Raw genomic sequence first — 20,890 nt, forward strand, 5'->3', positions numbered from 1 at the left:
TGAGACTCCTGGGGGCGGGAAGGCCGGAGGCCGTTCGGGAAGATCGGTGGCGGTGGTGGTGGGGTGGTCCGCTCACAGATGTCGGTAGACATCCTCGAGGGAGAGGTTCTTCCCGACCATCAACACCTGGATCCAATACAGGAGCTGAGAGATCTCCTCCGCCAGCGCCTCGTCCGTCTCGTGCTCCGCGGCGATCCACACCTCGCCGGCCTCCTCGAGAATCTTCTTGCCCTGCTGATGCACACCCGCGTCCAACGCGGCGACGGTGCCCGAGCCCTCGGGCCTGGTGGCGGCGCGGTCGGTGAGCTCGGCGAACAGGGACTCGAAGTTCTTCACGGGTGATGATTGTTCCACGACGCGGCCCGCGGACCGCTATCAGTGTCCCCCGGCGCGCGCAGACCGGAGATCGTCGAGGGTGAGCCCCTCGAGAGTGGTGCGGAACGTACGGCCCGGTCCGCTGGGCACCTGCACCTCGGACGGCACCACGACGACGGCGCATCCCGCCGAGACGGCGGACTCGGTACCCGTGGGCGAATCCTCGACGGCGACGCACGACGCCGTGTCGACGCCGAGTAGCTCTGCGCCCCGGCGGTACGGATCGGGAGCGGGCTTCGCGTGCGTCACCTCGTCGCCGCAGACAGTGGCGCCGAACCGGTGGCGGCCCAGCGTCTCGAGCGCGATCTCCGTCAACATGCGCTCGGTGTTGGTGACGAGGGCACACCCCAGACCGGCCGATCGCACCAGATCCAGCGCCGCCTCCGCACCAGGACGCCACGGCAGGCCACCCGCGAACAATTCGACCACACGGCCGTTCAGCCAGGCGGCGGACTCCGCCAGGTTCTGCGGTGACGCCTCTCGTCCCACATGCTCGTAGACCTTCGCCAGGGCACCCACCATCGAGTTGCCCAGCGTCGACTCCCGCACCTCCGGAGTGAGCTCGCGCCCGAGAGACTCGGAGAGCTCGTACACAGCGATGTCCCACAGGCGCTCCGAGTCCAACAGCGTCCCGTCCATGTCGAACAGAACCGCGTGAAGCTCAGCCATCCGACCGGCCTCCGGCCTGCCCGCTCAACTCCGACCGGCCTCCGGCCTGCCCGCTAGACATTGAAGTACTTCGCCTCCGGGTGGTGCAGAACGAACGCATCCGTCGACTGCTCGGGGTGCAACTGCAGCTCGTCGGACAGATCCACCCCGATGCGCTGGGGTTCGAGCATGGCGACGAGCTTGATGCGGTCCTCCAGATCGGGGCACGCGCCGTACCCGAAGGAGTACCGGGCACCGCGGTACTCGAGCTTGAAGTACCCCTCCACGTCGGACGGATCCTGATCCACGAGGGAGCGGCCGCTGGGCAGCACCAGCTCCTCGCGGACGCGGCGGTGCCAGTACTCCGCCAGCGCCTCGGTGAGTTGCACGCCGATGCCGTGCACCTCGAGGTAGTCGCGGTACGCATCCGCCTTGAAGAGTTCGTTGGCGAAATCGGCGATGGGCTGACCCATCGTCACCAGGTTCATCGGCAGGACGTCGACCACCCCGGTCTCGCGGGCGAGGTCTCGCGACCGCACGAAGTCCGCGATGCAGAGGAACCTGCCACGGTCCTGGCGCGGGAACGTGAATCGGAAGCGCTCGGCCGCATCGGGTTCCGGGGACTCGAGAACCACCACGTCGTCACCTTTGGACACTGCCGGGAAGTACCCGTACACCAGTGCCGCGTGCGCGAGGATGCCGTCTGTGCTGAGGCGGTCGAGCCAGTACCGCAGGCGCGGACGGCCCTCGGTCTCCACCAGGTCCTCGTACGACGGGCCCTCACCGGCGCGTGCGCCGCGCAGACCCCACTGACCGAGGAACAGGGCACGCTCGTCGAGGAGCCCCGAGTACTCGGACAGCGAGATTCCCTTGACGATCCTGCTGCCCCAGAACGGCGGCGCCGGAAGCTCCTTCTCGACGGAGACGTCGGAGCGCTCGGGAACGACGACCGGGGTCTCCGCGGCCTTGCGCTTCTCCGCGATGCGACGCGAACGCTCGTGCCGCTCCTTGCGCTCCGCGGTCTTCTGCTGAGCGGCGAGCGCCTCCTCGCTGTCCGGAGCCGGCGCCACACCGCGCTTGGTGTTCATGATCGTGTCCATCAGGCGCAGGCCCTCGAACGCGTCACGCGCGTACGACACCTCACCCTCGTAGACCTCGGCGAGATCGTTCTCGACATAGGACCGGGTGAGCGCTGCGCCACCGAGCATGACGGGGAATTTCTCCGAGACGCCTTTGGCGTTCATCTCGAGCAGGTTCTCCTTCATGACCACCGTCGACTTCACCAGCAGACCGGACATGCCGATCACGTCCGCTCGCTTGTCGACGGCGGCGTCGAGGATCGCCGAGATGGGCTGCTTGATGCCGAGGTTGACCACCTCGTAGCCGTTGTTGCTCAGAATGATGTCGACGAGGTTCTTGCCGATGTCGTGGACGTCGCCCTTGACGGTGGCCAGGACGATACGCCCCTTGCCGTCCTCGTCCGACGCTTCCATGTGCGGCTCGAGGTGTGCCACAGCAGCTTTCATCACCTCTGCGGACTGCAGGACGAACGGCAACTGCATCTGTCCGGATCCGAACAGCTCACCGACGGTCTTCATACCGGACAGCAGGGTCTCGTTGATGATCGCGAGCGGCGGCTTCTCCGTCATCGCCTCGTCGAGATCGTCGCCGAGGCCGGCGCGTTCACCGTCCACGATGCGACGCTCGAGCCGGTCGAACAGCGGGAGTCCGGCCAGTTCCTGGGCGCGTGTCTCGCGAGCCGATGCCGCCGAGACGCCCTCGAACAGCGCCATCAGCGCCTGCAGCGGGTCGTAGCCCTCGCGGCGACGGTCGTACACGAGGTCGAGGGCGACCTGGCGCTGCTCCTCGGGAATACGCGCCATGGGGAGGATCTTCGACGCGTGGACGATGGCCGTGTCGAGCCCGGCCTGCGTGCACTCGTGCAGGAACACCGAGTTGAGCACCTGCCGTGCAGCAGGATTGAGGCCGAACGAAATGTTGGAGATACCCAGGGTGAAGTGCACCTCGGGATGGCTCTCGTGCAGTCGACGGATGGCCTCGATGGTCTCGATGCCGTCCCGGCGGACCTCTTCCTGGCCCGTCGAGATGGGGAACGTCAGGGTGTCGAGGATGATGTCCGATTCCGGCAGACCCCAGTTGTCGCGGATGTCCGCGATGAGACGCTCAGCGATGCGGATCTTCCAGTCCGCCGTCCGGGCCTGACCCTCCTCGTCGATCGTCAGCGCGACGACCGCCGCACCGTGGCGCTTGACCAGAGTCATGATGCGCTGGAAGCGCGAGTCGGGCCCGTCGCCGTCCTCGTAGTTGACGGAGTTGACGGCGCTGCGCCCACCGAGGTGCTCCAGACCGGCCTCCAGGACTGCGGGCTCCGTGGAGTCGAGCATGATCGGCAGCGTCGAGGAGGTGGCCAGGCGTGAGGCCAGAGCCGACATGTCGGCAGCACCGTCGCGGCCGACGTAGTCGACGTTGAGATCGAGCATGTGCGCGCCGTCGCGGGTCTGGTCCTTCGCGATGTCGAGGCACTTCTGGTAGTCCTCGGCCAGCATCGCGTCACGGAACGCCTTCGAACCGTTGGAGTTGGTGCGCTCGCCGATCATGAGGATGCTGGCGTCCTGCTCGAACGGCACCGCTGCGTAGAGGGACGAGACACCCTTCTCCGGCTTCGGGTCCCGCACTCCGCGACGCGCGTCGTGCACCGCGTCGGCGACCTGGCGGATGTGCTCGGGAGTCGTTCCACAGCAGCCACCGACCAGGGAGAGGCCGAACTCGGTGACGAAGCCGCTGAGCGCCTCGGCCAGCTCGTCCGGACCGAGCGGGTACTCGGCACCCTTGGGGCCGAGCTGCGGCAGGCCGGCATTGGGCATGACGGAGACCGGCACGGTGGCATGCCTGCTGAGGTGGCGCAGGTGCTCGCTCATCTCGGCCGGTCCGGTGGCGCAGTTGAGGCCGATCAGGTCGACCCCGAGCGGCTCGATCGCCGTCAGCGCCGCACCGATCTCGCTGCCCAGCAACATGGTGCCGGTGGTCTCGACCGTCACGTGCGTGATGATCGGGATGCGGATGCCCAGCTGCTCCATCGCTGCCTGGCTGCCGAGGATGGCGGCCTTCACCTGGAGCAGGTCCTGGCACGTCTCGATCAGCACGGCGTCGGCGCCGCCGTCGATCATTCCTAACGCGGCTTCGGCGTAGGCATCGCGCAGCGCGCGGAACGGAGCGTGGCCGAGGGTGGGCAGCTTGGTGCCCGGTCCCATGGACCCGAGCACGAAGCGACCCATGCCGTCTCGTCCGGTACCCATCTCGTCGGCGACCTCGCGGGCCAGGATCGTTCCCTTGTACGACAGTTCGCGGATGCGGTCCGAGATGTCGTAGTCGGCGAGGTTGGGGAGGTTGCACCCGAATGTGTTGGTCTCGACGGCGTCCGCACCCGCCTCGAAGTACTCCCGGTGGATCTGGCGGAGCACGTCGGGACGCGTGTCGTTGAGGATCTCGTTACAGCCTTCGAGGCCGCGGAAATCGTCCAGCGTCAGGTCTGCGGCCTGCAGCATCGTTCCCATGGCACCGTCGCCGATGACAACACGCTGGGACAGCGCATCGAGCAGGCGTGATCGGAATTCGACAGGCATACCCCCAAGCGTAGTGGTCTGTCCCGACAGCTCTGGTCGTAGGCTGGGTGGGTGAGTGCGCCAGAAACGCCCGAGGGCGATCTCCCCGTGGTCCAGGACCCCCCGACAGACCTCGCCGCCGGCGTCGCTGCCGAGCTGGTGGCCGGTGTCGGAGCGGACGATCAGGACTCCGCGACGGACGAGTCCGAGTTGGACGAGATCTTGCCGGTGCTGCGCAGCCCGATCCTCGTCGCGGCGTTCGAGGGATGGAACGACGCGGGCGACGCCGCGAGCGGCGCGGTGGAGCATCTCGAACTGATCTGGGACGCGACGCCGCTGGCCGAGCTCGACTCCGAGGACTACTACGACTACCAGGTCAATCGTCCGACGGTCCGCCAGATGGACGGTGTGACCCGCGAGATCGAGTGGCCGTCGACGCGGTTGTCGGTGTGTTCGCCCCCCGGCAGCGACCGCGACGTGGTGCTGCTGCGTGGGATCGAGCCCAACATGCGCTGGCGGAGCTTCTGCGACGACTTGCTCGAGTTCATCGACCAGCTCGGCGTCGAGACGGTCGTCATCCTCGGCGCGCTGCTCGCCGACACGCCTCACACCCGGCCCGTTCCCGTGACCGGCACCGCGTACAGCACCGAGTCGGCGGAGCAGTTCAACCTCGAGCAGACCCGGTACGAGGGCCCGACCGGCATCACCGGAGTGCTTCAGGACGAATGCGTCAAGGCAGGCATCCCGGCCGTGTCCCTGTGGGCAGCGGTTCCGCACTACGTCTCGCAGCCGCCGAACCCCAAGGCCACCGTCGCCCTGCTCCAGCGTGTCGAGGACGTCCTCGACATCGAGGTGCCGCTCGGCGAGCTGCCCTCCCAGGCGGAGGACTGGGAGGAGTCGGTCACCGAGATGACCAAGGACGACGACGAGATCGCCGAGTACGTCCGCACCCTCGAGGAGCGGGGCGACGCGGAGGTCGACATGTCCGAGGCGGTCTCGAAGGTCGACGGCGACGCCCTGGCCGCGGAGTTCGAGCGGTACCTGCGCCGACGGGGTCCCGGAAGCTTCGGGTTGTGACGCGCGCTCGTCACCGGTGAGCGCGCGACTCGCACGGCTCCGCATCGGCGCTCTGTACGCCGGTGGCTTCCTCGGCCCGTTCGGCGGCGGAGTGGTGTCCTCCATGCTGCCCGAGATGGGCGCGGATCTGGGGGTGTCCACCGGGTCGGCGGCATCGACTCTCAGCGCGTATCTGTTTCCGTTCGCTCTGGCCATGCTCGTGTCGGGCACCCTCGGCGCGCGGTGGGGCCGGGTGCGCACGGTGCGTCTCGCCTACCTGCTCTACGTCGTTTCCTCACTCCTGTGTGCGGTCGCGCCCACGCTCGACCTGTTGCTGGGTGCGCGTGCGCTGCAGGGCATCGGCAATTCCTTCACGACGCCGCTGCTTCTCGCGTCACTGGCGGCCGTGACTCCCCGCGAGCGCCTGGGACGGGTGCTGGGTACCTTCGGCGCCCTGCAGGCGGCAGGTCAGACCAGTGCGCCGCTGGTCGGTGGCCTCGCCGCCGAGTTCGACTGGCGGTACGCGTTCGTCGTGCTGGCCGTCGTCGCCGCGATCCTCGGCCTGGTCGGGCTCCCTGCGGCGACCTCGCCGTCCACTCCCGGCGGTCGTCCCGAGCGGTTGCGCGACGCTCTCACGGTCCCGGTCCTGCGCGTGGCGGTGGTGGCGCTCCTCGGCTGGGGCGCCCTCGGGGGACTCAACTTCCTCGTCGCCTTCCGCGCGGAGGACACGTTCGGCCTGTCCTCCACCCAGCGCGGACTGCTGCTGACCGTGTTCGGCGTCGCCGGAATTCTGGTGGCGCGACGAGTCGGTGGACTGATCGACCGCATCGGGCCACGCCGAGCGATCGTGGGTGCCGCTCCTGTCGGCGCGGTCCTCATCGCCCTCGCCGGCACCATGCCCAGCCTGGTGGTCGTCGGCCTCGTCTGGGCGGCAGCGGGTGTCGCGAGCCAGTTCATCCTCGTCGGCGTCAACGCCGCTGTCCTCGGCTCGTCGGGGGCGAACCGCGGCGGCGCCGTGTCGGTCGTCCAGTCGTTCCGGTTCTCCGGGGCGGCCTTCGCTCCTCTCGCGCTCACCCCGCTTTACGGGGTGCACCCGACGTTGGCCTTCGTCATTCCCGCCGTCCTGCTGGCAGTGGTCGCACCGCTGGTGATGACCGGGCGGAAGACCTGACAATGCGGCGGCCGCGCTCGAGAGTGAATGATGACGCCGCCGTAACACGGGCGCAGCAGTGCCGTCACCGCGTGCACGGACAGTCGTCTCATGGCCAGCACTCCGAAGTTCATCCAAGGCGTCTTTCCCTTCGTCGGGCACGGCCTGGGCAAGTCCGAGCTTCTCGACGCCGCCACGTCGTACACCGTTCCGTCGGGCCTGACCGCCCAGCCGCTGTACTTCCGCGGCGGTAACTCCTCCGACGAACTGGTCGTCGTCACGCTCACGCGCGACGGGGAGTCCATGCGGGTGTTCCCGATGGGCGCGAAGGCGAGCGTCAACGTTCCCCTGCGCGTCGTCGAGGACGTCGATCCCGACTCGGTTCTCGAACTCACCGTCGCGGCACCCGACGGCTGCAGCGGCGAGGTCGTCGTCGACTTCGGGATGATGGTCTTCTGATGTCGCCTGCAGGAGAACGGCACCGCCTGCTCGTCGTCGGCAACGGAATGGCGGGGGCCCGCACCGTCGAGGAGATCCTCGGCCGCGACCGTGAGAAGTTCGACGTCACGATGATCGGCGACGAGCCGTACGGCAACTACAACCGCATCATGCTCTCGCACGTGCTCTCGGGCGAGTCGTCCATCGACGACGACGATCTGATGCTCAACCCGATGGCCTGGTACCGGGAGAACGGCGTCACCCTCCACGTCGGAGACCGGGCGGTGGCACTGGACCGCTTCGCCAAGAACGTGACGTGCGAGAGCGGACGCGTCGTCCCGTACGACACCGTGATCATCGCGACCGGGAGCACGACGTTCTTTCCCAACATGGACGGACTGCGTGAGGCCGACGGCAGACTGGCGCGCGGCGTCTTCGGTTTCCGGACGATCGAGGACACCAACGGCATGCTGCAGATGGCGTCCTCCCGCGACGGCATCCGCGCCGTCGTCATCGGTGGCGGACTGCTGGGCCTCGAAGCCGCCTACGGTCTGCGCACGCAGGGCATCGACGTGGACGTCGTGCACTCCCCCGGACACCTGATGAACCAGCAGCTCGACGAACGCGGTGGACGCGTGCTGCGCAACAAGATCGAGGACCTCGGCGTCGGCGTCCACACGTCCAAGCGCACCACGGCGGTGCTGCGGGACGACAGCGGCGCCGTCACCGGCGTCGCGTTCAACGACGGTTCCACCCTGCCCGCGGACATGATCGTCGTGACTGCCGGCATCCGCCCCAACGTCGACCTCGCACGGCGTGCCGGACTGGTGATCGAGCGCGGCATCGTCGTCGACGATCAGATGCGGTGCGAGGACGAGGGAGCGATCCACGCGGTCGGGGAATGCTGTCAGCACCGCGGTGAGGTGTACGGCCTCGTGGCCCCGCTGTGGGAACAGGCGGCGGTCCTGGCGGACGTGCTGACCGGTGCGAATCCGGCTGCGGCATACCATGGTTCACGGCTGACGACGAAGCTGAAGGTCGCGGGCGTCGATGTCGCGGCGATGGGGGTCAAGGGCCCCGAGCGGGACACCGACGAGTTCGTGCAGTTCTACGAACCCCGCAGCGGCACCTACAAGTCGGTGGTGGTGCGCGACAACAAGCTGATCGGCGCGATGCTGCTGGGCGACATCAGCAAGGTGAGCTTCCTGACGCAGGCGTTCGACGAGAAGGTGCCGCTTCCCGACGAGCGCATCAGCATGCTGTTCGACATGGGCACACCCAGCGCGGAGACCGGCGCCGCCGAGCTGTCCGACGACGTCCAGGTGTGCAACTGCAACGGGGTCACCAAGGGCGACATCGTCGCCTGCGTGCACGGCGGGGCCACCACCGTCTCCGAGGTCGTGGGAAAGACCCGTGCGGGCAAGGGATGCGGATCCTGCAAGGGCCTGGTCGCGGACATCGTCGCCTGCGCTGCCGGCGGAGCGCTGACGGTCGATCCCGCGGCCGACTGGTACGTCCCCTGCATTCCGATGTCCAAGCCCGAACTCATCGAGGCCGTCCGCTCGCAGAACCTCCGATCCGTCTCCGCAGTGTTCGATGCGCTGGCCGATGCCGAGGACGCGACCGCGAAGATGCCGCTCGCCTCGTTGCTGCGCGTGGTGTGGGGACCCGACTGGGTCGACGAGCGAGGCGCGCTGTTCATCAACGACCGCGTTCACGCCAACATCCAGCGCGACGGCACCTTCTCCGTCGTCCCACAGATGAAGGGCGGCGTGACGACCCCGGACCAGCTGCGGAAGATCGCGGACGTCGCGGACAAGTACGGGGTCCCACTGGTCAAGGTCACCGGTGGTCAGCGCATCGACCTGCTCGGCATCAAGAAGGAAGACCTGCCGAAGGTGTGGGGCGATCTCGACATGCCGTCGGGCTACGCGTACGGCAAGAGCATGCGCACCGTGAAGACCTGCGTCGGTAGTGATTTCTGCCGCTTCGGACTCGGCGACTCCACCGCTCTCGGCATCGCCATCGAGGAACGGTTCCAGGGTCTCGAGACGCCCGCGAAGCTCAAGCTCGCTGTGGCAGGCTGCCCCCGAAACTGCTCCGAGGCGCTCTGCAAGGACTTCGGTGTGGTGGCCGTCGGCGACGGACGGTGGGAGATCTACATCGGCGGCGCGGCCGGCGCACACATCCGCAAGGGCGATGTCCTCGCGACCGTCGACTCCCCCGAGGAGGTCCTCGCCCTCGCGGGCCGGTTCATCCAGTACTACCGCGAGGAGGCCAAGTGGCTCGAGCGGACCTACGCCTTCGTGCCGCGGGTCGGCCTCGAGACGCTGCAGCGACTGTTGGTCGACGACGCCGAAGGACTGTGCGCCGGGCTCGACGAGCGCATCCAGATCTCGATCGACGGCTACACCGATCCGTGGAAGGAACGTGCGGCGCCGCGGTCGCCGGCACAATTCGCACCCTCCCTCCCGCTTCTCCCCCTCCCTCAGGTGCCGGTTCGATGACGACGGCACAGGCAACCGTGGTGGGGACAGTCGACGATCTCACCCCCGGCGAGGGCCGGACCTACGTGGTCGACGGGCGACAGATCGCCGTCTTTCTCCTGACCGACGGGACGGTCCGCGCCATGGACGCGGTGTGCCCCCATCGCGGCGGGCCGCTGGCGGACGGACAGATCGACGGGGCCGTCGTCGTGTGTCCCCTGCACCAGTACCAGTTCTCCCTGGACACCGGCCGGTGCACCACCGACGGCATCGGAACGGTCGCGACCCACCGTGCCGACGTCGTCGACGGGCAGGTGGCTGTCCGACTGTCCTGACCGCCTACCCTGTTGCAGTGACCGAATCCGCCGACTCCTCCGTGGTGGACGACAGGCTCCGACTCTTCTCGTTCGCGACAGCCGAGAAACGGGCCGACTACCTGCGGGTTCTGCGCGCATTCGAACATGCCCGCACCGGCTACGTCGTTCTGCTGCACGCCGGCGAGGTGGCCGAGATCCTGGCCCGCACCGACGGCGGCGACACTCTGACGGGCCTCGAGATCGGCCCGCTGCTCGAGCAGTTGCACACGTGGGGCGTTCTCGAACGCAGCTACGACGGCACCCGCGCCGCCACACTGGCCGAGTACCGCAATCGCCACTACGTCTACCAGTTCGGACAGGTCGGCTATCAGGCGTACCGCGCCGTCGAGGACGTCCTGGCCGCCCGCCCCGAGGACGCCTCGCTCTCGCGTCTGGTGCTGCCCGAGCTGCTCGCCGATCTGGAGGATCTCGCGGCGGCGAACCTCGCCGGGGACGCCGATCTGGTGTACCGCAAACTCGACCGCCTCGACACCGCTCTCAACGACATGGCCACCCGCGCCGCGCACTTCTACCTGTCGTTGGGCGACCTCGTCCGCACCACGGACGTCACACCCGAGTCGTTCCTTGCCCACAAGGACGCGCTGCTCTCCCACATGCGGGAGTTCTCTCTCGACCTCGCCCGCTTCGGCCCCAAGCTCACCGCCGCCATCGAACGGGTGGACGCCACCGGACTCGACACCCTGCTCGACCGGGTGGCAGCCAGTGACGAACGCGTCTTCCTCGGCCGGGAGGAGCGCCGCGCCGACTGGGCGGGCCGGTGGACCGGTCTCGTGCACTGGTTCACCTCCACCGACGGCGAGCTCACCGAGTCGGATCGTCTGCGCGAGGGCACCATGAGCGCCATCGCCGCCGTGCTGTCGCTGCTGCGACGCGTCACCGAGACCCGCAAGGGCGGAGTCAGTCGCGAGTCCCAGCTGCGACATCTGGCCGGGTGGTTCGCGTCCGCTCCCTCCGAGGAGTCCGCCCACGCCCTCTTCGGCGCCGTCTTCGGCCTCGGCCGCCCGCGCCACCTGTCGATGGTCCACCCGGACGACGACATCATCCCCGCCACCCGATCGTGGTGGGACGCTCCGCCCGTCGAGATCTCGCGCACGCTCGCCGAGACCGGGCGGCCCCCCGCCGCCGGTGCGCCTGCCAGGGTGCACCGCAACGACGCCGGTGTCCGGCGTCTGCGCGAGGAACAGCTGGGCGTGCAGCGCCGCCGCGCGCAGGCCGCGAGATCACTCGCCGAACACGGTGTGTACGAACGGGATCTGACCAACGAGGAGACCGACGTGCTGCTCGGGCTGCTCAACGCCGCCCTCACCGCACGCGTCCCGGTCAGCGGCCGCGTGGGAAGCTCCACCGGATCCGAGGGTGGCGTCACCCTGACACTGGCACCGCACGAGCAGTCCACCGTGGTGCGCACCGAACGCGGTCTGCTGCACCTCGAACGGCTCTCACTCACCATCGGTGCGCGGCGATGAGAGCACGCACGATTCCGAGCCTCGCACTCGACTCCTACCAACGCGCCGCCCGAGTCGTGTTGTCCCACCACCTGATCACCCGCACCTACCCGGACCGCATCGCCCTGCCCCTGGTTCGCCGATGGGCCACGGAACTGCGCGAGGACATGCTCGATCTCTTCGGGTACCGGCTCGAGGTCACCGAGACCACGGCCCGGCTCTACCCCGTACTCGACCGACTGGACGCGAGTCGACCGGCCCGTACCACCTCCGACCGCGTCTTCGACCGTCGCCGCTACGCATTCCTGGCGCTCACCCTGGCGGCACTCGGCCGCGCGGGTGACCAGATCACGTTGTCCGAGTTGGCGGTTCAGGTCGCCTCCGATGCCGGACGGGTGATCGGGGTCGACCTCGACACCGAACGCGCGACCGACCGGGACGCCTTCGTCGACGCCGTCGGCTGGTTGTCCGTTCGCGGTGCGATCACCCTGGCCGACGGCGATGCCGGCGGGTGGGCGCACAACCCCGACGCGGGAGAGGCCTTGTACGACATCGACCGCTCCGTCGTCGTGGCCCTGTTCCGTCCACCGCGCGCGCTCCAACACCTGCGCAGCACGGCGCATCTGCTGCACAGCCCCACCGACGACCCCGCCGATCGCGCTCGCCGTGCCCGCCGCGCGCTCGTCGAGCAGCCCGTGGTCCACGGCCCCGACTCGGTGCCGGACGACCGGTCCGTCGAGGACGTTCGGCTGCTGACCGGACTGTCCGTCGAGCGCCGGGCGGAGGGCATCGCGCTCATCGACACGTCGGGACGCCTGTCGGACATCAGGTTTCCGTCCACCGGCACGGTCGCGCAGGTCGCACTTCTCCTCGCCGGCGAGATCGCGGAGCGGGTGCTCGATCCCGATGCCGACGATCGGACCACGCTCGAGGCGGACATCGACCCGACCGACGCACTGCTCGCGGCCCTCGACAGCGCGATCCCGGACGGAGGCGTCGTGGACGACCTGGTCGACGACCCGGTCGTTCCGGACACGGTGGAGGCGTCGAACGAGAAGATCCGGCACCCGTTCGTCGCCGACTCCTGGCTCGACGAGACCGTCGGCGCCCTCGTCGACGCCTACGGCCGCACCTTCGCCGCTCAGTGGCAGGCGGACCGTGCCGGGGTTCGCGCGGCCGCTGTCGCACTCCTGACGAATCTCACCCTGGTGGCACCGGTACGCGGGGGCATCGTCGCGTTGCCGGCTCTGGCGCGTTATCGCGGAGTGGTCGTCACCGTCCGAGAACAGGCGTCCGCCAGCCTCTTTCCCACCGATCACACGAGCACCCTCGAGGAGCACACCCCGTGACGCGCAGCACCCGATTCCGGCCCACGCGCGCCGGCATCATCAACCTCTGGGACTACCGCGATCAGGAGTTCTCGTTCGCCGACGGTCGGCTGGTGTTGCGTGGCCCCAACGGATCCGGCAAGACCAAGGCGCTCGAGGTGCTGTTCCCGTTCGTGTTCGACGGCCGGATCGAGCCGCGTCGCCTCAACCCGTTCGCGGGTGAGGAACGCACCATGAAGTCCAATCTGCTCTACCGCGGCCAGGATTCGGCCCACTCGTACGTGTGGATGGAGTTCGCACGCGGCGATCGGGACGAGCCCGAGGCGGTGACCGTCGGCATCGGCATGCGCGCGACACGGTCGGCGGACAAGGTGACGCGGTGGTATTTCGTCGCCGACGGCCGCGTGGGCGTCGACTTCTCGCTACTGGGCACCGACGACAGGCCGCTGACGAAGAAGCAACTGGCCGAGCAGATCGGGACCGACGCCATCGTCGATCGGCCGGTGGACTACCGCGCCGCCATCGACGCGCGACTGTTCGGTCTCGGCGCCGAGCGGTACGACCAGCTCATCACCCTGATTCTCACGCTGCGGCGCCCGCAGCTGGCCAAGAACCTTGACCCGAAGGGCTTGTCGCGCGCGCTGTCCGACGGACTGCGCCCCCTCGACGAGCACCTCGTCCTCGAGGCGGCGCGCTCCTTCAGCGACATGGAGGAGGTGGGCCGTGCCCTCGAGGGCCTGGTGCAGGCCGACCACGCGTCGAAACGTTTCGTCGAGGTCTACTCGAAGTACCTCGCCGTCCAGGCCCGCACCGACGTCGATCAGGTCGGTCGACGTCTCGAGGCCGTCGACCACGCCACCGTCGCCCTCTTCGCCGCCAAGGGTCTGCGTGAACGACGCCGCACCGAACGCGTCGAGGCGGAGAAGCGGTACGAGGCAGCCGAGCGAGCACTCGATCTCGCCGTCGCCGACCAGCAGACCCTGCAACGGTCCACCGCCTACGAGGGCAAGCAGCAGCTCGACGATCTCGCCGACGCGGTCCGCAAGCTCGAGGTGTCCACCGCACAGCAGCGCGACAAGGCGCGCAAGGCGACGGAGGCCGTCGACGTCCGGCGACGAGAAGCGGACGAAGCCGCAGTGGCGCTGCGGGAGTCGACCGCCTCGATCGTCCGCGCCGAGGACGAGCTCCTCGCGGCCGCCGAGGACGCCGGCATCGCCTGGACACCACTCCCCCGCGACGCCCGTACCGACCAGATCACGGCGGCGGTGCGCGGTCATGCCGAGGAGCGGGACGGGGACGTCCGGGCCGTGCGTGCCGCGCTGTCCGTCGTCGACCGTGCCACCACCGAGCGTGCCCGTACCGAACGGGCCGCCGACCGCGCCCACACACTGCACGACGCCGCGGTGGCCTCCGTCCGCGAGGCCGAGGCCGCCGTGGAGTCGTCCCGCGCCGCGACGGCGGAATCGCTGCGCGCGTGGTGGGCCACGCACGCCTCGGCACTGGACGACGGCGAGATCCTCGAGTCGTTGCACACCGCACTCGCACGCATCGGCGAGGACGACGCACCCACGCTCGGCGAAGTACTCGGCGACGGAGTTCGCGAGCTGCTCGACACGGTGCGGGACCGACGGAGTGCTGCACTGCAGGACCGGGACGACGCGGCGCGCACCATCGCGGAGCTGACGACCGAGCGCGCGTCCGTCGCCGCCGAGCACGACGACGCTCCCCCTGCGCTGCGCACCCGTACCGGCGACCGTGCGGGACTCGACGGCGCACCGTTCTGGACACTCGTTCGCTTCGCCGACAGCGTCACCGCAGACGATGCCGCGGCGCTCGAGGCCGCGCTCGACGCGGCCACCCTGCTGGACGCGTGGGTCGCGGACACGGTGCCGACGGGGCTCGCCTCGGATCAGTATCTGGCCGCCACCGCACCGGTGACCGGGCGGTCGCTGGCCGACGTCCTCGTCGTCGAGGACGACATCCCCGTGCAGCACAGCACCGTGCGGGCGATTCTCGACTCGATCGCTCTGGACGACGTGGGCAGTTCTGCGGGGGTCGGACGGGACGGGAGCTTCGCGCACGGTCTCGTGCGCGGCGCGCACCACAAGGACGCCGCCGAGTACATCGGAGCGACGGCTCGTGCCGCACGGCGCGCATCCCGTATCGCGGAGATCGACGAGGCCCTCGAGGTGGCCACCGCGCGGCGCGACGAGGCCGATCGGGTCGCCGAGCAGTGTCGAGAACGTCTCGACTCGATCCGCGCCGCCGTCTCGACGGTTCCGCGTACGTCGGAGGTCACCGCGGCGCTGCGGGCGGTCACGTCGGCCGCCGGCGCTCTCCGATCGACGACCGAGTCGGTCGCGTCCGCCGACCAAGAGCTGGACCACGCGATCGCCGAACTGTCTGCCGCCGAACGACGTCTGCGGACGGACGCCGTCGCGCGGCGGGCTCCGTTCACGCCGCGAGACCTCGACGCGCTCGCTGCGGCGATCCGCCACTTCGAGAACACCGGTTCCGCCATCCTGCGCCACCGCGGCGACGCGGACCGGTCCGCCGAGCGCGACCGGGAAGCTGCCGGTCGCCTCGACGAGGCCATGATCCTGGCCGAGGAGTACGCGGAGGAGGCGGCCATCGCCGAATCCGACTACGAGCAACAGCACGCCAAGTTGGAGATGCTGCGGGACTCGCTCGGTGCGAGCGCCGAGAAGATCGACGCCGAACTCGACGCGATCAGGATGCGCATCGAGGCGTGCAAGACCGAGCAGCGCGCCGCCACGAAGGCGGACCGTGAATCGGGCGAGGCCATCGGCAAGGCGGAGGGCGCGCACGAGACGGCCGTCGCCGGACTGACGACCGCGTTGACCGAAGCTCTCAGCGACGCCGCGCGACTGGCTCCCTACGCGCATCGCGATCTGCTTGCTGTGCTCGGTGCGGCGCGCGACTGCTCCTGGCCGGCGAGCGACGCGGCCTGGTCGACGGTCGAGCAACTGCTCTACCGAACCGACACGGCTGCCGGGCCCGACGAGGCCCCCGATGTGCTGCCCCCGGAAGTGCACCGACTGCACACCGAGCTCACCGAGGCGACGGCGCACGTCAAGGTCAGCGATGCGAGCCGTCGCTCCACGCGCAGCGCGCTGACGGCGGCGTTGCAGGAGTTCGACGCTCAGCTGGCCGCGTCGGGTCAGGATTTCCGACTCAGTTGGGACGCGGCCGACGGGGTCACCGTGGTGCGGGTGCAGGACGAGCAGGGCCACTCCACCATCGCGGACTTCGCCGATCGCATCGACGCGGCACGACGCGACCAGGAGACGCTGCTCACCGATGCCGAGCGTCGCATCCTCGAGGACGCTCTGCTCACCGGTCTGGCGCAGCAGATCCACGAGCGCACTGTCGACGCCCGCGAACTGATCGCCCGCATGGGATCGGAGATGAAGCAGCGCCGCATGTCGTCGGGCAACACCATCGGCGTGCACTGGGTTCTCGCGGACAACCTCGACGACAGCACCCGCGCCGTGTCGAAGCTGCTCGAGCGGGACGCCTCCGCGCTCGGCCCTGAGGAACTCGCCGAGATGCGCGTGCACTTCGCAGCGCAGATCCGGACGGCGCGGGCGCAGCATCCCGAGCGCTCGTACCCGGAGATCCTCACTGCTGCACTGGATTACCGACAGTGGCGCGTCTTCGCGTTCACGCTCATCGCCGGTGACGGGTCCGAGGACCGGCTCACCGTCGCACGCCACAGTGCGCTCTCGGGAGGTGAGCAGTCGGTGTCGCTGCACCTCCCGCTCTTCGCGGCGGCGCACGTGATGCTGTCGTCCGCGGACCCGCATTCACCGCGGTTGCTCGCACTGGACGAGGCGTTCGCGGGTGTCGACGACAACGGCCGCAGCGAGCTCCTCGGCCTCAGTGTGCAGTTCGACCTGGACCTGTTCATGACCGGCTACGACCTCTGGATCACCTACCGCGACGTGCCCGGGTGCGCGCACTACGACCTCGCGCACTCCACGGCCGAGAACACCGTCAGCGCAGCGCTTCTCGTGTGGGAGAACGGGGAGTTGCTCGCGGAGCACGACGGGTCCGACCTCGCTGCGGCACTGGGCTCGCCGCTGAGCCGCCGCGTCGACCTCCCCGCGGAGGGTGGGCTGGACTTCGCGGAGGTGTGACGAGTGGGTGTTCTGCTCCTCTCGTGACCCCTTTCGAGCGGGAACCCGCCCGAAAGTCGGGCGAGCGGAGCAGAACGATCACCGCCGCGCGTGCCGACGACGTCTTACCTCCGCGACGATCTGGTCGGCGACGGCACCGGGATCCTTCAGCACGTCGAACGCGGCGTACCGCAGAACTCGCAGATCGTCGAGTACCAGCACGTTCTGCCGTCTCCTGTCGTGGCGGAACACCTCCGGTGCACTGTGGAACGCGTACCCGTCCACCTCCACCACCAGGTTGGCCAGCTCGTCGTAGAAGTCCACCACGAACGCACCCACCCGGACATTGGTCTGCATGCGGAGATGTCGCCGGATCAGCTCACGCCCGAGAACTCGCTCGGGCTCGGAGGCAAAGCCCCGCGCAGCGGTGTCGACGAGGCGCCGCACACGGACGTGCCCGCGCCGGCCAGGTTCTGCGTCGAGGAGCGCGCGAACGCGGTTCTCGTCGACCTCGTGCACCAGAGCGTCGTCCACGAGCCGCTCGGCGGCGGCATCGCCCAGCACCGTTGCGCAGTCGATGAGAGTCTGCTCCCGAGTGGTCACCGGCAACCCCAGCACCTCGTCGCAGGCACCCTGCCTGCGTCTGCGGACCGTCAACCATTCGGGTGTCCGTAGCCTCGCGGATTCGTCGACCAGAGCGTGAACCCCGGACGGTTCGCCGATCCACCCGTAAAGCCGGGCAGCACTCGTATGACTCAGCAGCGCGTCGGGGCGCCACAGAGTCACGGCCAGGCAGCGATCGAACCAGGCGGGCTCCTCCTGGCAGAAGACTCCGGGCAGCACGCGGTGGAAGCGTCGACGAATCGTCGTGGCGGACATGCCGGCACCGATCAACTGGGCAAGAGTCGACACTCGATTGACAGGCACACCATCGACGATGACGCATCGCGAACACTGCCCGATAGCCGCGAACTGCGGCGATGGTCCACCCCGGGGACGGACGGCTACCTGTGGATGTGGAGTTTTTGCCCCGTTCGAGCGCCGAATCGGCGGGATCCCGCTCGTACGCGCACCGAGAGGAGCAAAAACACCACTCCCGACGAGCTAGAGCTTCACACCCAGCAGCGCGTCCACCGCCAGCGACACCAGCCCCGGCGCCGCGGGGTCGGAGCCGCCGAGCGTCACGGCATCTCGCGCCCACGCATCGATCGCGTCGAGTGCCTTGGCGGAGTCGAGATCGTCGGCCAGGTGCTGGCGCACGCGGGCGACGGTGTCCTCGGCGGACTGTGCCGACTCGAGCGCCACAGCCTTGCGCCACAGCGCGAGTCGGTCCTGCGCAGCGGCGAGGATCTCGTCGGTCCAGGTGCGGTCCTGCCGGTAGTGGCCGGCGAGGAGACCGAGGCGGATGGCACCGGGATCGACACCCGCAGCGGTGAGCTTCGAGACCAGGACGAGGTTGCCCAGCGACTTCGACATCTTCTCGCCGTCGAGGCCGATCATGCCGGTGTGCACGTAGTGCCGCGCGAAACGGTCTGCGCCCGTGAGAGATTCGGCGTGGGCCGCGGAGAACTCGTGGTGCGGGAAGATGAGGTCGCTGCCCCCGCCCTGCACGTCGAAGCCGGATCCGATGCGGTTCAACGCAATCGCCGCGCACTCGATGTGCCAACCCGGGCGCCCCGGACCGAACGGCGAGGGCCACGACGGCTCGCCCGGACGTTCGGCCTTCCAGACGAGGGCGTCGAGAGGGTCGCGCTTGCCGGGGCGGTCGGGATCTCCGCCGCGCTCGGCGAAGAAGGTGTCCATCGTCGTCCGGTCGTACCCGGACTCGTAACCGAACTGCTCGGTGGCGTCCGCGCGGAAGTACACGTCGGGGTACTCGGCGTCGTCCACCACGTAGGCGGCGCCCGAGGCGACGAGCTTCTCGACGAGTTCCACGACCTCGGTCACGGACTCGACCGCGCCGATGTAGTCGCGCGGCGGGATGACGCGGAGCGCGGTCATGTCCGACCGGAAGAGGTCGGTCTCGCGCTGTCCGAGCGACACCCAGTCGTCGCCGTCGCGTGCCGCGCGCTCGAAGAGCGGGTCGTCGACGTCGGTGACGTTCTGGACGTAGTGCACGTCGTGGCCGGCGTCGCGCCAGACCCGGTTGACGAGGTCGAACGTCAGGTAGGTGGCCGCGTGGCCCAAGTGCGTCGCGTCGTACGGGGTGATGCCGCAGACGTACATGGTGGCGGTCGAACCGGGCGCGACGGGACGCACGGCGCGATCGGCCGTGTCGTACAAACGGAGCGGCGGGCCCTCGCCCGGCACGCTGGGAACGTCCACTTCGGGCCACGACTGCATGGGTGAAGACTATCCGGTCGGGCCGGAGCCGCCGCCGCGTGCCCGGCCTAGAACGCGGGCCAGGGAATGGGCCTGCTGGAGTCGGGTGCCGGCATGACCGGTTCCGCGAGCAACCGCGACACGCGACCGCCCAGCGCCTCGATCTCCTCGTCGGTGATGTGCGGCGAGAGGGTGTCCCCGAAGGCACCGCGCAGGTCGCGGGAGAAGTCGACGAGGTCGGCCACCAGTGCGGCGTCGACGGGTCGACCGGCCCACCCCCACAGCACGGTCCGCAGCTTGTTCTGCCGGTGCAGGGCGATGCCGTGGTCCACGCCGTATACGGAGCCGTCGAGCGCCTCGAGCACGTGCCCGCCCTTGCGGTCGGCGTTGTTGATGACGACGTCGAGGACGGCCATCCGGTGCAGTCGCGGATCGTCCGCGTGCACCAGGGCCACCTCGTCGCCGGCATCGTCGTAGGCGCGGAGCACGGGGATGTAGGACGAGGGCACGAGGTCGGGGCGGCAGAGGTCCACCATGTCGTAGCCCTCGCCCTTCTCGGGGAGCCGCTCGACGGTGTCGATCCACCGCTGCACCATGCCGACACCGAGCGGACCGTCCCGCAGCACCGTCGTGGGCACGACGCCCCAGCCCAGTGCGTCGGAGATGAGGTAGGACGAGATCTCGCGGCCCGCCAGCGTGCCGTCGGGGAAGTCCCACAGCGGCTGTTCCCCACGCACCGGCTTGTAGACACAGCGCAGTGCCGGCGCCGGATCCTCACGCTCGATCTCGCACACGAGCGTCGCGTTGGACGCCTGCACCACGCGACCGACGATGGTCATCTCGCCGTGCGCGAGCAGGTCCGTGTCGTCGTCGGTCCAGGGCGCGGTGGCGTCGCCGGCGGAGGTCAGGACTCGTCCCCGAACTCGGTGGTGTCGGTTCCCAGCACGGTTCCGCGCCGGTACCCGTTGGTCCGCACGCACATGTGACCACCGGGCGCGAGGGGCTCACCGCAGAGCGGGCACGGGGGCCGACCGGCGGCGATGACGCGCTCGCTGCGCGCAGCGAACTCGCGGGCCTGCTCCGGACTCAGGAACACCCGCACGGCGTCCGGACCCTCGTCGGTGTCGTCGAGAACCACCGACTCGTCGATCTCGGTCTCGGTGATGGCGAGCAGCTCCACCACGACGGCGCCGGCGTCGGCGTCCCAGCCCAGACCCATGGTCCCGACCCGGAACTCGGCGTCCACAGGCATCACCAGTGGGTCGACGTCGCTGGGATCGGCTTCCTCGGGCGGCACCTCGGTGCCGAAACGCCTCGCCACCTCGTCGAGCAGAAGCCCGACACGGTCGGCCAACACCTGAACCTGCTGCTTCTCGAGCGCCACCGACACCACTCGGGCGTCGTGCACTGCCTGGAGGTAGAAGGATCGATCGCCGGGCTCACCCACCGTTCCGGCGACGAACCGGTCGGGGGTGCGAAAGACGTGAATCGCGCGTGGCATAT

At 69.2% G+C, this 20,890-nt stretch carries 15 protein-coding genes; 8 read left to right on the plus strand and 7 right to left on the minus strand.

Translation table 11 applies throughout. From position 1 onward, the window contains the following. Nucleotides 1–72: 72 nt before the first annotated feature. The 3 genes from JOE30_RS14335 to metH are packed head-to-tail and all read right to left on the minus strand — an operon-like array spanning nucleotide 73 to nucleotide 4,667. A complete protein-coding gene (locus tag JOE30_RS14335; protein WP_027505348.1) occupies nucleotides 73–336 on the minus strand; it encodes a phosphoribosyl-ATP diphosphatase in 264 nt (87 codons plus the stop codon). 39 nt (nucleotides 337–375) lie between these two features. Next, nucleotides 376–1,044, minus strand: a complete 669-nt coding sequence (locus tag JOE30_RS14340) for an HAD family phosphatase (RefSeq protein WP_204867439.1) — start codon at nucleotides 1,042–1,044, stop codon at nucleotides 376–378. Nucleotides 1,045–1,097: 53 nt separating this feature from the next. Beyond that, nucleotides 1,098–4,667 (minus strand): methionine synthase, encoded by a 3,570-nt coding sequence (gene metH, locus JOE30_RS14345; RefSeq protein ID WP_204867441.1) that lies wholly within the window; start codon nucleotides 4,665–4,667, stop codon nucleotides 1,098–1,100. Between the two features lie 189 nt (nucleotides 4,668–4,856). On the opposite strand from metH, the gene JOE30_RS14350 reads away from it, so the two are divergent. The 8 genes from JOE30_RS14350 to JOE30_RS14385 all read left to right on the plus strand — a co-directional run bounded on the left by JOE30_RS14350 (nucleotide 4,857) and on the right by JOE30_RS14385 (nucleotide 17,086). After that, the gene (locus JOE30_RS14350) at nucleotides 4,857–5,723 is read left to right on the plus strand and encodes a PAC2 family protein (RefSeq protein WP_204870400.1); all 867 of its coding nucleotides are present in this window, start codon (nucleotides 4,857–4,859) and stop codon (nucleotides 5,721–5,723) included. A gap of 16 nt (nucleotides 5,724–5,739) precedes the next feature. Continuing rightward, nucleotides 5,740–6,873, plus strand: coding sequence for an MFS transporter (locus tag JOE30_RS14355; protein ID WP_204867443.1), 1,134 nt, complete (start codon nucleotides 5,740–5,742; stop codon nucleotides 6,871–6,873). A 90-nt stretch (nucleotides 6,874–6,963) separates the two neighbouring features. Further along, on the plus strand, nucleotides 6,964–7,311 hold the full coding sequence (locus JOE30_RS14360) for a molybdopterin oxidoreductase (RefSeq protein ID WP_204867445.1): 348 nt from the start codon (nucleotides 6,964–6,966) through the stop codon (nucleotides 7,309–7,311). Further along, complete coding sequence (nirB, locus tag JOE30_RS14365; RefSeq protein WP_204867447.1) at nucleotides 7,311–9,797, plus strand: nitrite reductase large subunit NirB; 2,487 nt, start codon at nucleotides 7,311–7,313, stop codon at nucleotides 9,795–9,797. The genes JOE30_RS14360 and nirB overlap by 1 nt, the downstream gene beginning before the upstream one ends. Continuing rightward, nucleotides 9,794–10,111 carry a Rieske 2Fe-2S domain-containing protein gene (locus tag JOE30_RS14370; RefSeq protein ID WP_056444601.1) on the plus strand — a complete coding sequence of 106 codons (318 nt, stop codon included), beginning with the start codon at nucleotides 9,794–9,796 and terminating at the stop codon, nucleotides 10,109–10,111. The genes nirB and JOE30_RS14370 overlap by 4 nt, the downstream gene beginning before the upstream one ends. A 17-nt stretch (nucleotides 10,112–10,128) precedes the next feature. Next, the gene (locus JOE30_RS14375) at nucleotides 10,129–11,619 is read left to right on the plus strand and encodes a TIGR02677 family protein (protein WP_307806184.1); all 1,491 of its coding nucleotides are present in this window, start codon (nucleotides 10,129–10,131) and stop codon (nucleotides 11,617–11,619) included. Next, nucleotides 11,616–12,947, plus strand: coding sequence for a DUF2398 family protein (locus tag JOE30_RS14380; protein WP_204867449.1), 1,332 nt, complete (start codon nucleotides 11,616–11,618; stop codon nucleotides 12,945–12,947). Before JOE30_RS14375 ends, JOE30_RS14380 begins: the two co-directional genes overlap by 4 nt. Beyond that, nucleotides 12,944–17,086: a TIGR02680 family protein gene (locus JOE30_RS14385; protein ID WP_204867450.1), complete on the plus strand. Its 4,143-nt coding sequence runs from the start codon at nucleotides 12,944–12,946 to the stop codon at nucleotides 17,084–17,086. The genes JOE30_RS14380 and JOE30_RS14385 overlap by 4 nt, the downstream gene beginning before the upstream one ends. Before the next feature lie 78 nt (nucleotides 17,087–17,164). On the opposite strand, the gene JOE30_RS21545 is transcribed toward JOE30_RS14385, so the two are convergent. The 4 genes from JOE30_RS21545 to JOE30_RS14405 form a co-directional block, all read right to left on the minus strand. After that, nucleotides 17,165–17,992 (minus strand): DUF559 domain-containing protein, encoded by an 828-nt coding sequence (locus JOE30_RS21545; protein WP_204867451.1) that lies wholly within the window; start codon nucleotides 17,990–17,992, stop codon nucleotides 17,165–17,167. A 177-nt stretch (nucleotides 17,993–18,169) separates the two neighbouring features. After that, on the minus strand, nucleotides 18,170–19,408 hold the full coding sequence (mshC, locus tag JOE30_RS14395) for a cysteine--1-D-myo-inosityl 2-amino-2-deoxy-alpha-D-glucopyranoside ligase (RefSeq protein WP_204867452.1): 1,239 nt from the start codon (nucleotides 19,406–19,408) through the stop codon (nucleotides 18,170–18,172). Between the two features lie 47 nt (nucleotides 19,409–19,455). Continuing rightward, nucleotides 19,456–20,295 (minus strand): SCO1664 family protein, encoded by an 840-nt coding sequence (locus JOE30_RS14400; RefSeq protein WP_371831719.1) that lies wholly within the window; start codon nucleotides 20,293–20,295, stop codon nucleotides 19,456–19,458. After that, nucleotides 20,292–20,888 (minus strand): DUF3090 domain-containing protein, encoded by a 597-nt coding sequence (locus JOE30_RS14405; protein WP_204867454.1) that lies wholly within the window; start codon nucleotides 20,886–20,888, stop codon nucleotides 20,292–20,294. Before JOE30_RS14405 ends, JOE30_RS14400 begins: the two co-directional genes overlap by 4 nt. Nucleotides 20,889–20,890: the final 2 nt, after the last annotated feature.

It is taken from the genome of Rhodococcus sp. PvP016 (assembly GCF_017832185.1).
GTDB lineage: Bacteria > Actinomycetota > Actinomycetes > Mycobacteriales > Mycobacteriaceae > Rhodococcoides.

Bases quoted from the DNA above. Each gene is read 5' to 3' on its own strand.
- JOE30_RS14340 (WP_204867439.1), bottom strand. From the start codon at position 1,044: ATGGCTGAGCTTCACGCGGTTCTGTTCGACATGGACGGGACGCTGTTG.
- metH (WP_204867441.1), bottom strand. From the start codon at position 4,667: ATGCCTGTCGAATTCCGATCACGCCTGCTCGATGCGCTGTCCCAGCGT.
- JOE30_RS14360 (WP_204867445.1), top strand. From the start codon at position 6,964: ATGGCCAGCACTCCGAAGTTCATCCAAGGCGTCTTTCCCTTCGTCGGG.
- nirB (WP_204867447.1), top strand. From the start codon at position 7,311: ATGTCGCCTGCAGGAGAACGGCACCGCCTGCTCGTCGTCGGCAACGGA.
- JOE30_RS14370 (WP_056444601.1), top strand. From the start codon at position 9,794: ATGACGACGGCACAGGCAACCGTGGTGGGGACAGTCGACGATCTCACC.
- JOE30_RS14380 (WP_204867449.1), top strand. From the start codon at position 11,616: ATGAGAGCACGCACGATTCCGAGCCTCGCACTCGACTCCTACCAACGC.
- mshC (WP_204867452.1), bottom strand. From the start codon at position 19,408: ATGCAGTCGTGGCCCGAAGTGGACGTTCCCAGCGTGCCGGGCGAGGGC.
- JOE30_RS14405 (WP_204867454.1), bottom strand. From the start codon at position 20,888: ATGCCACGCGCGATTCACGTCTTTCGCACCCCCGACCGGTTCGTCGCC.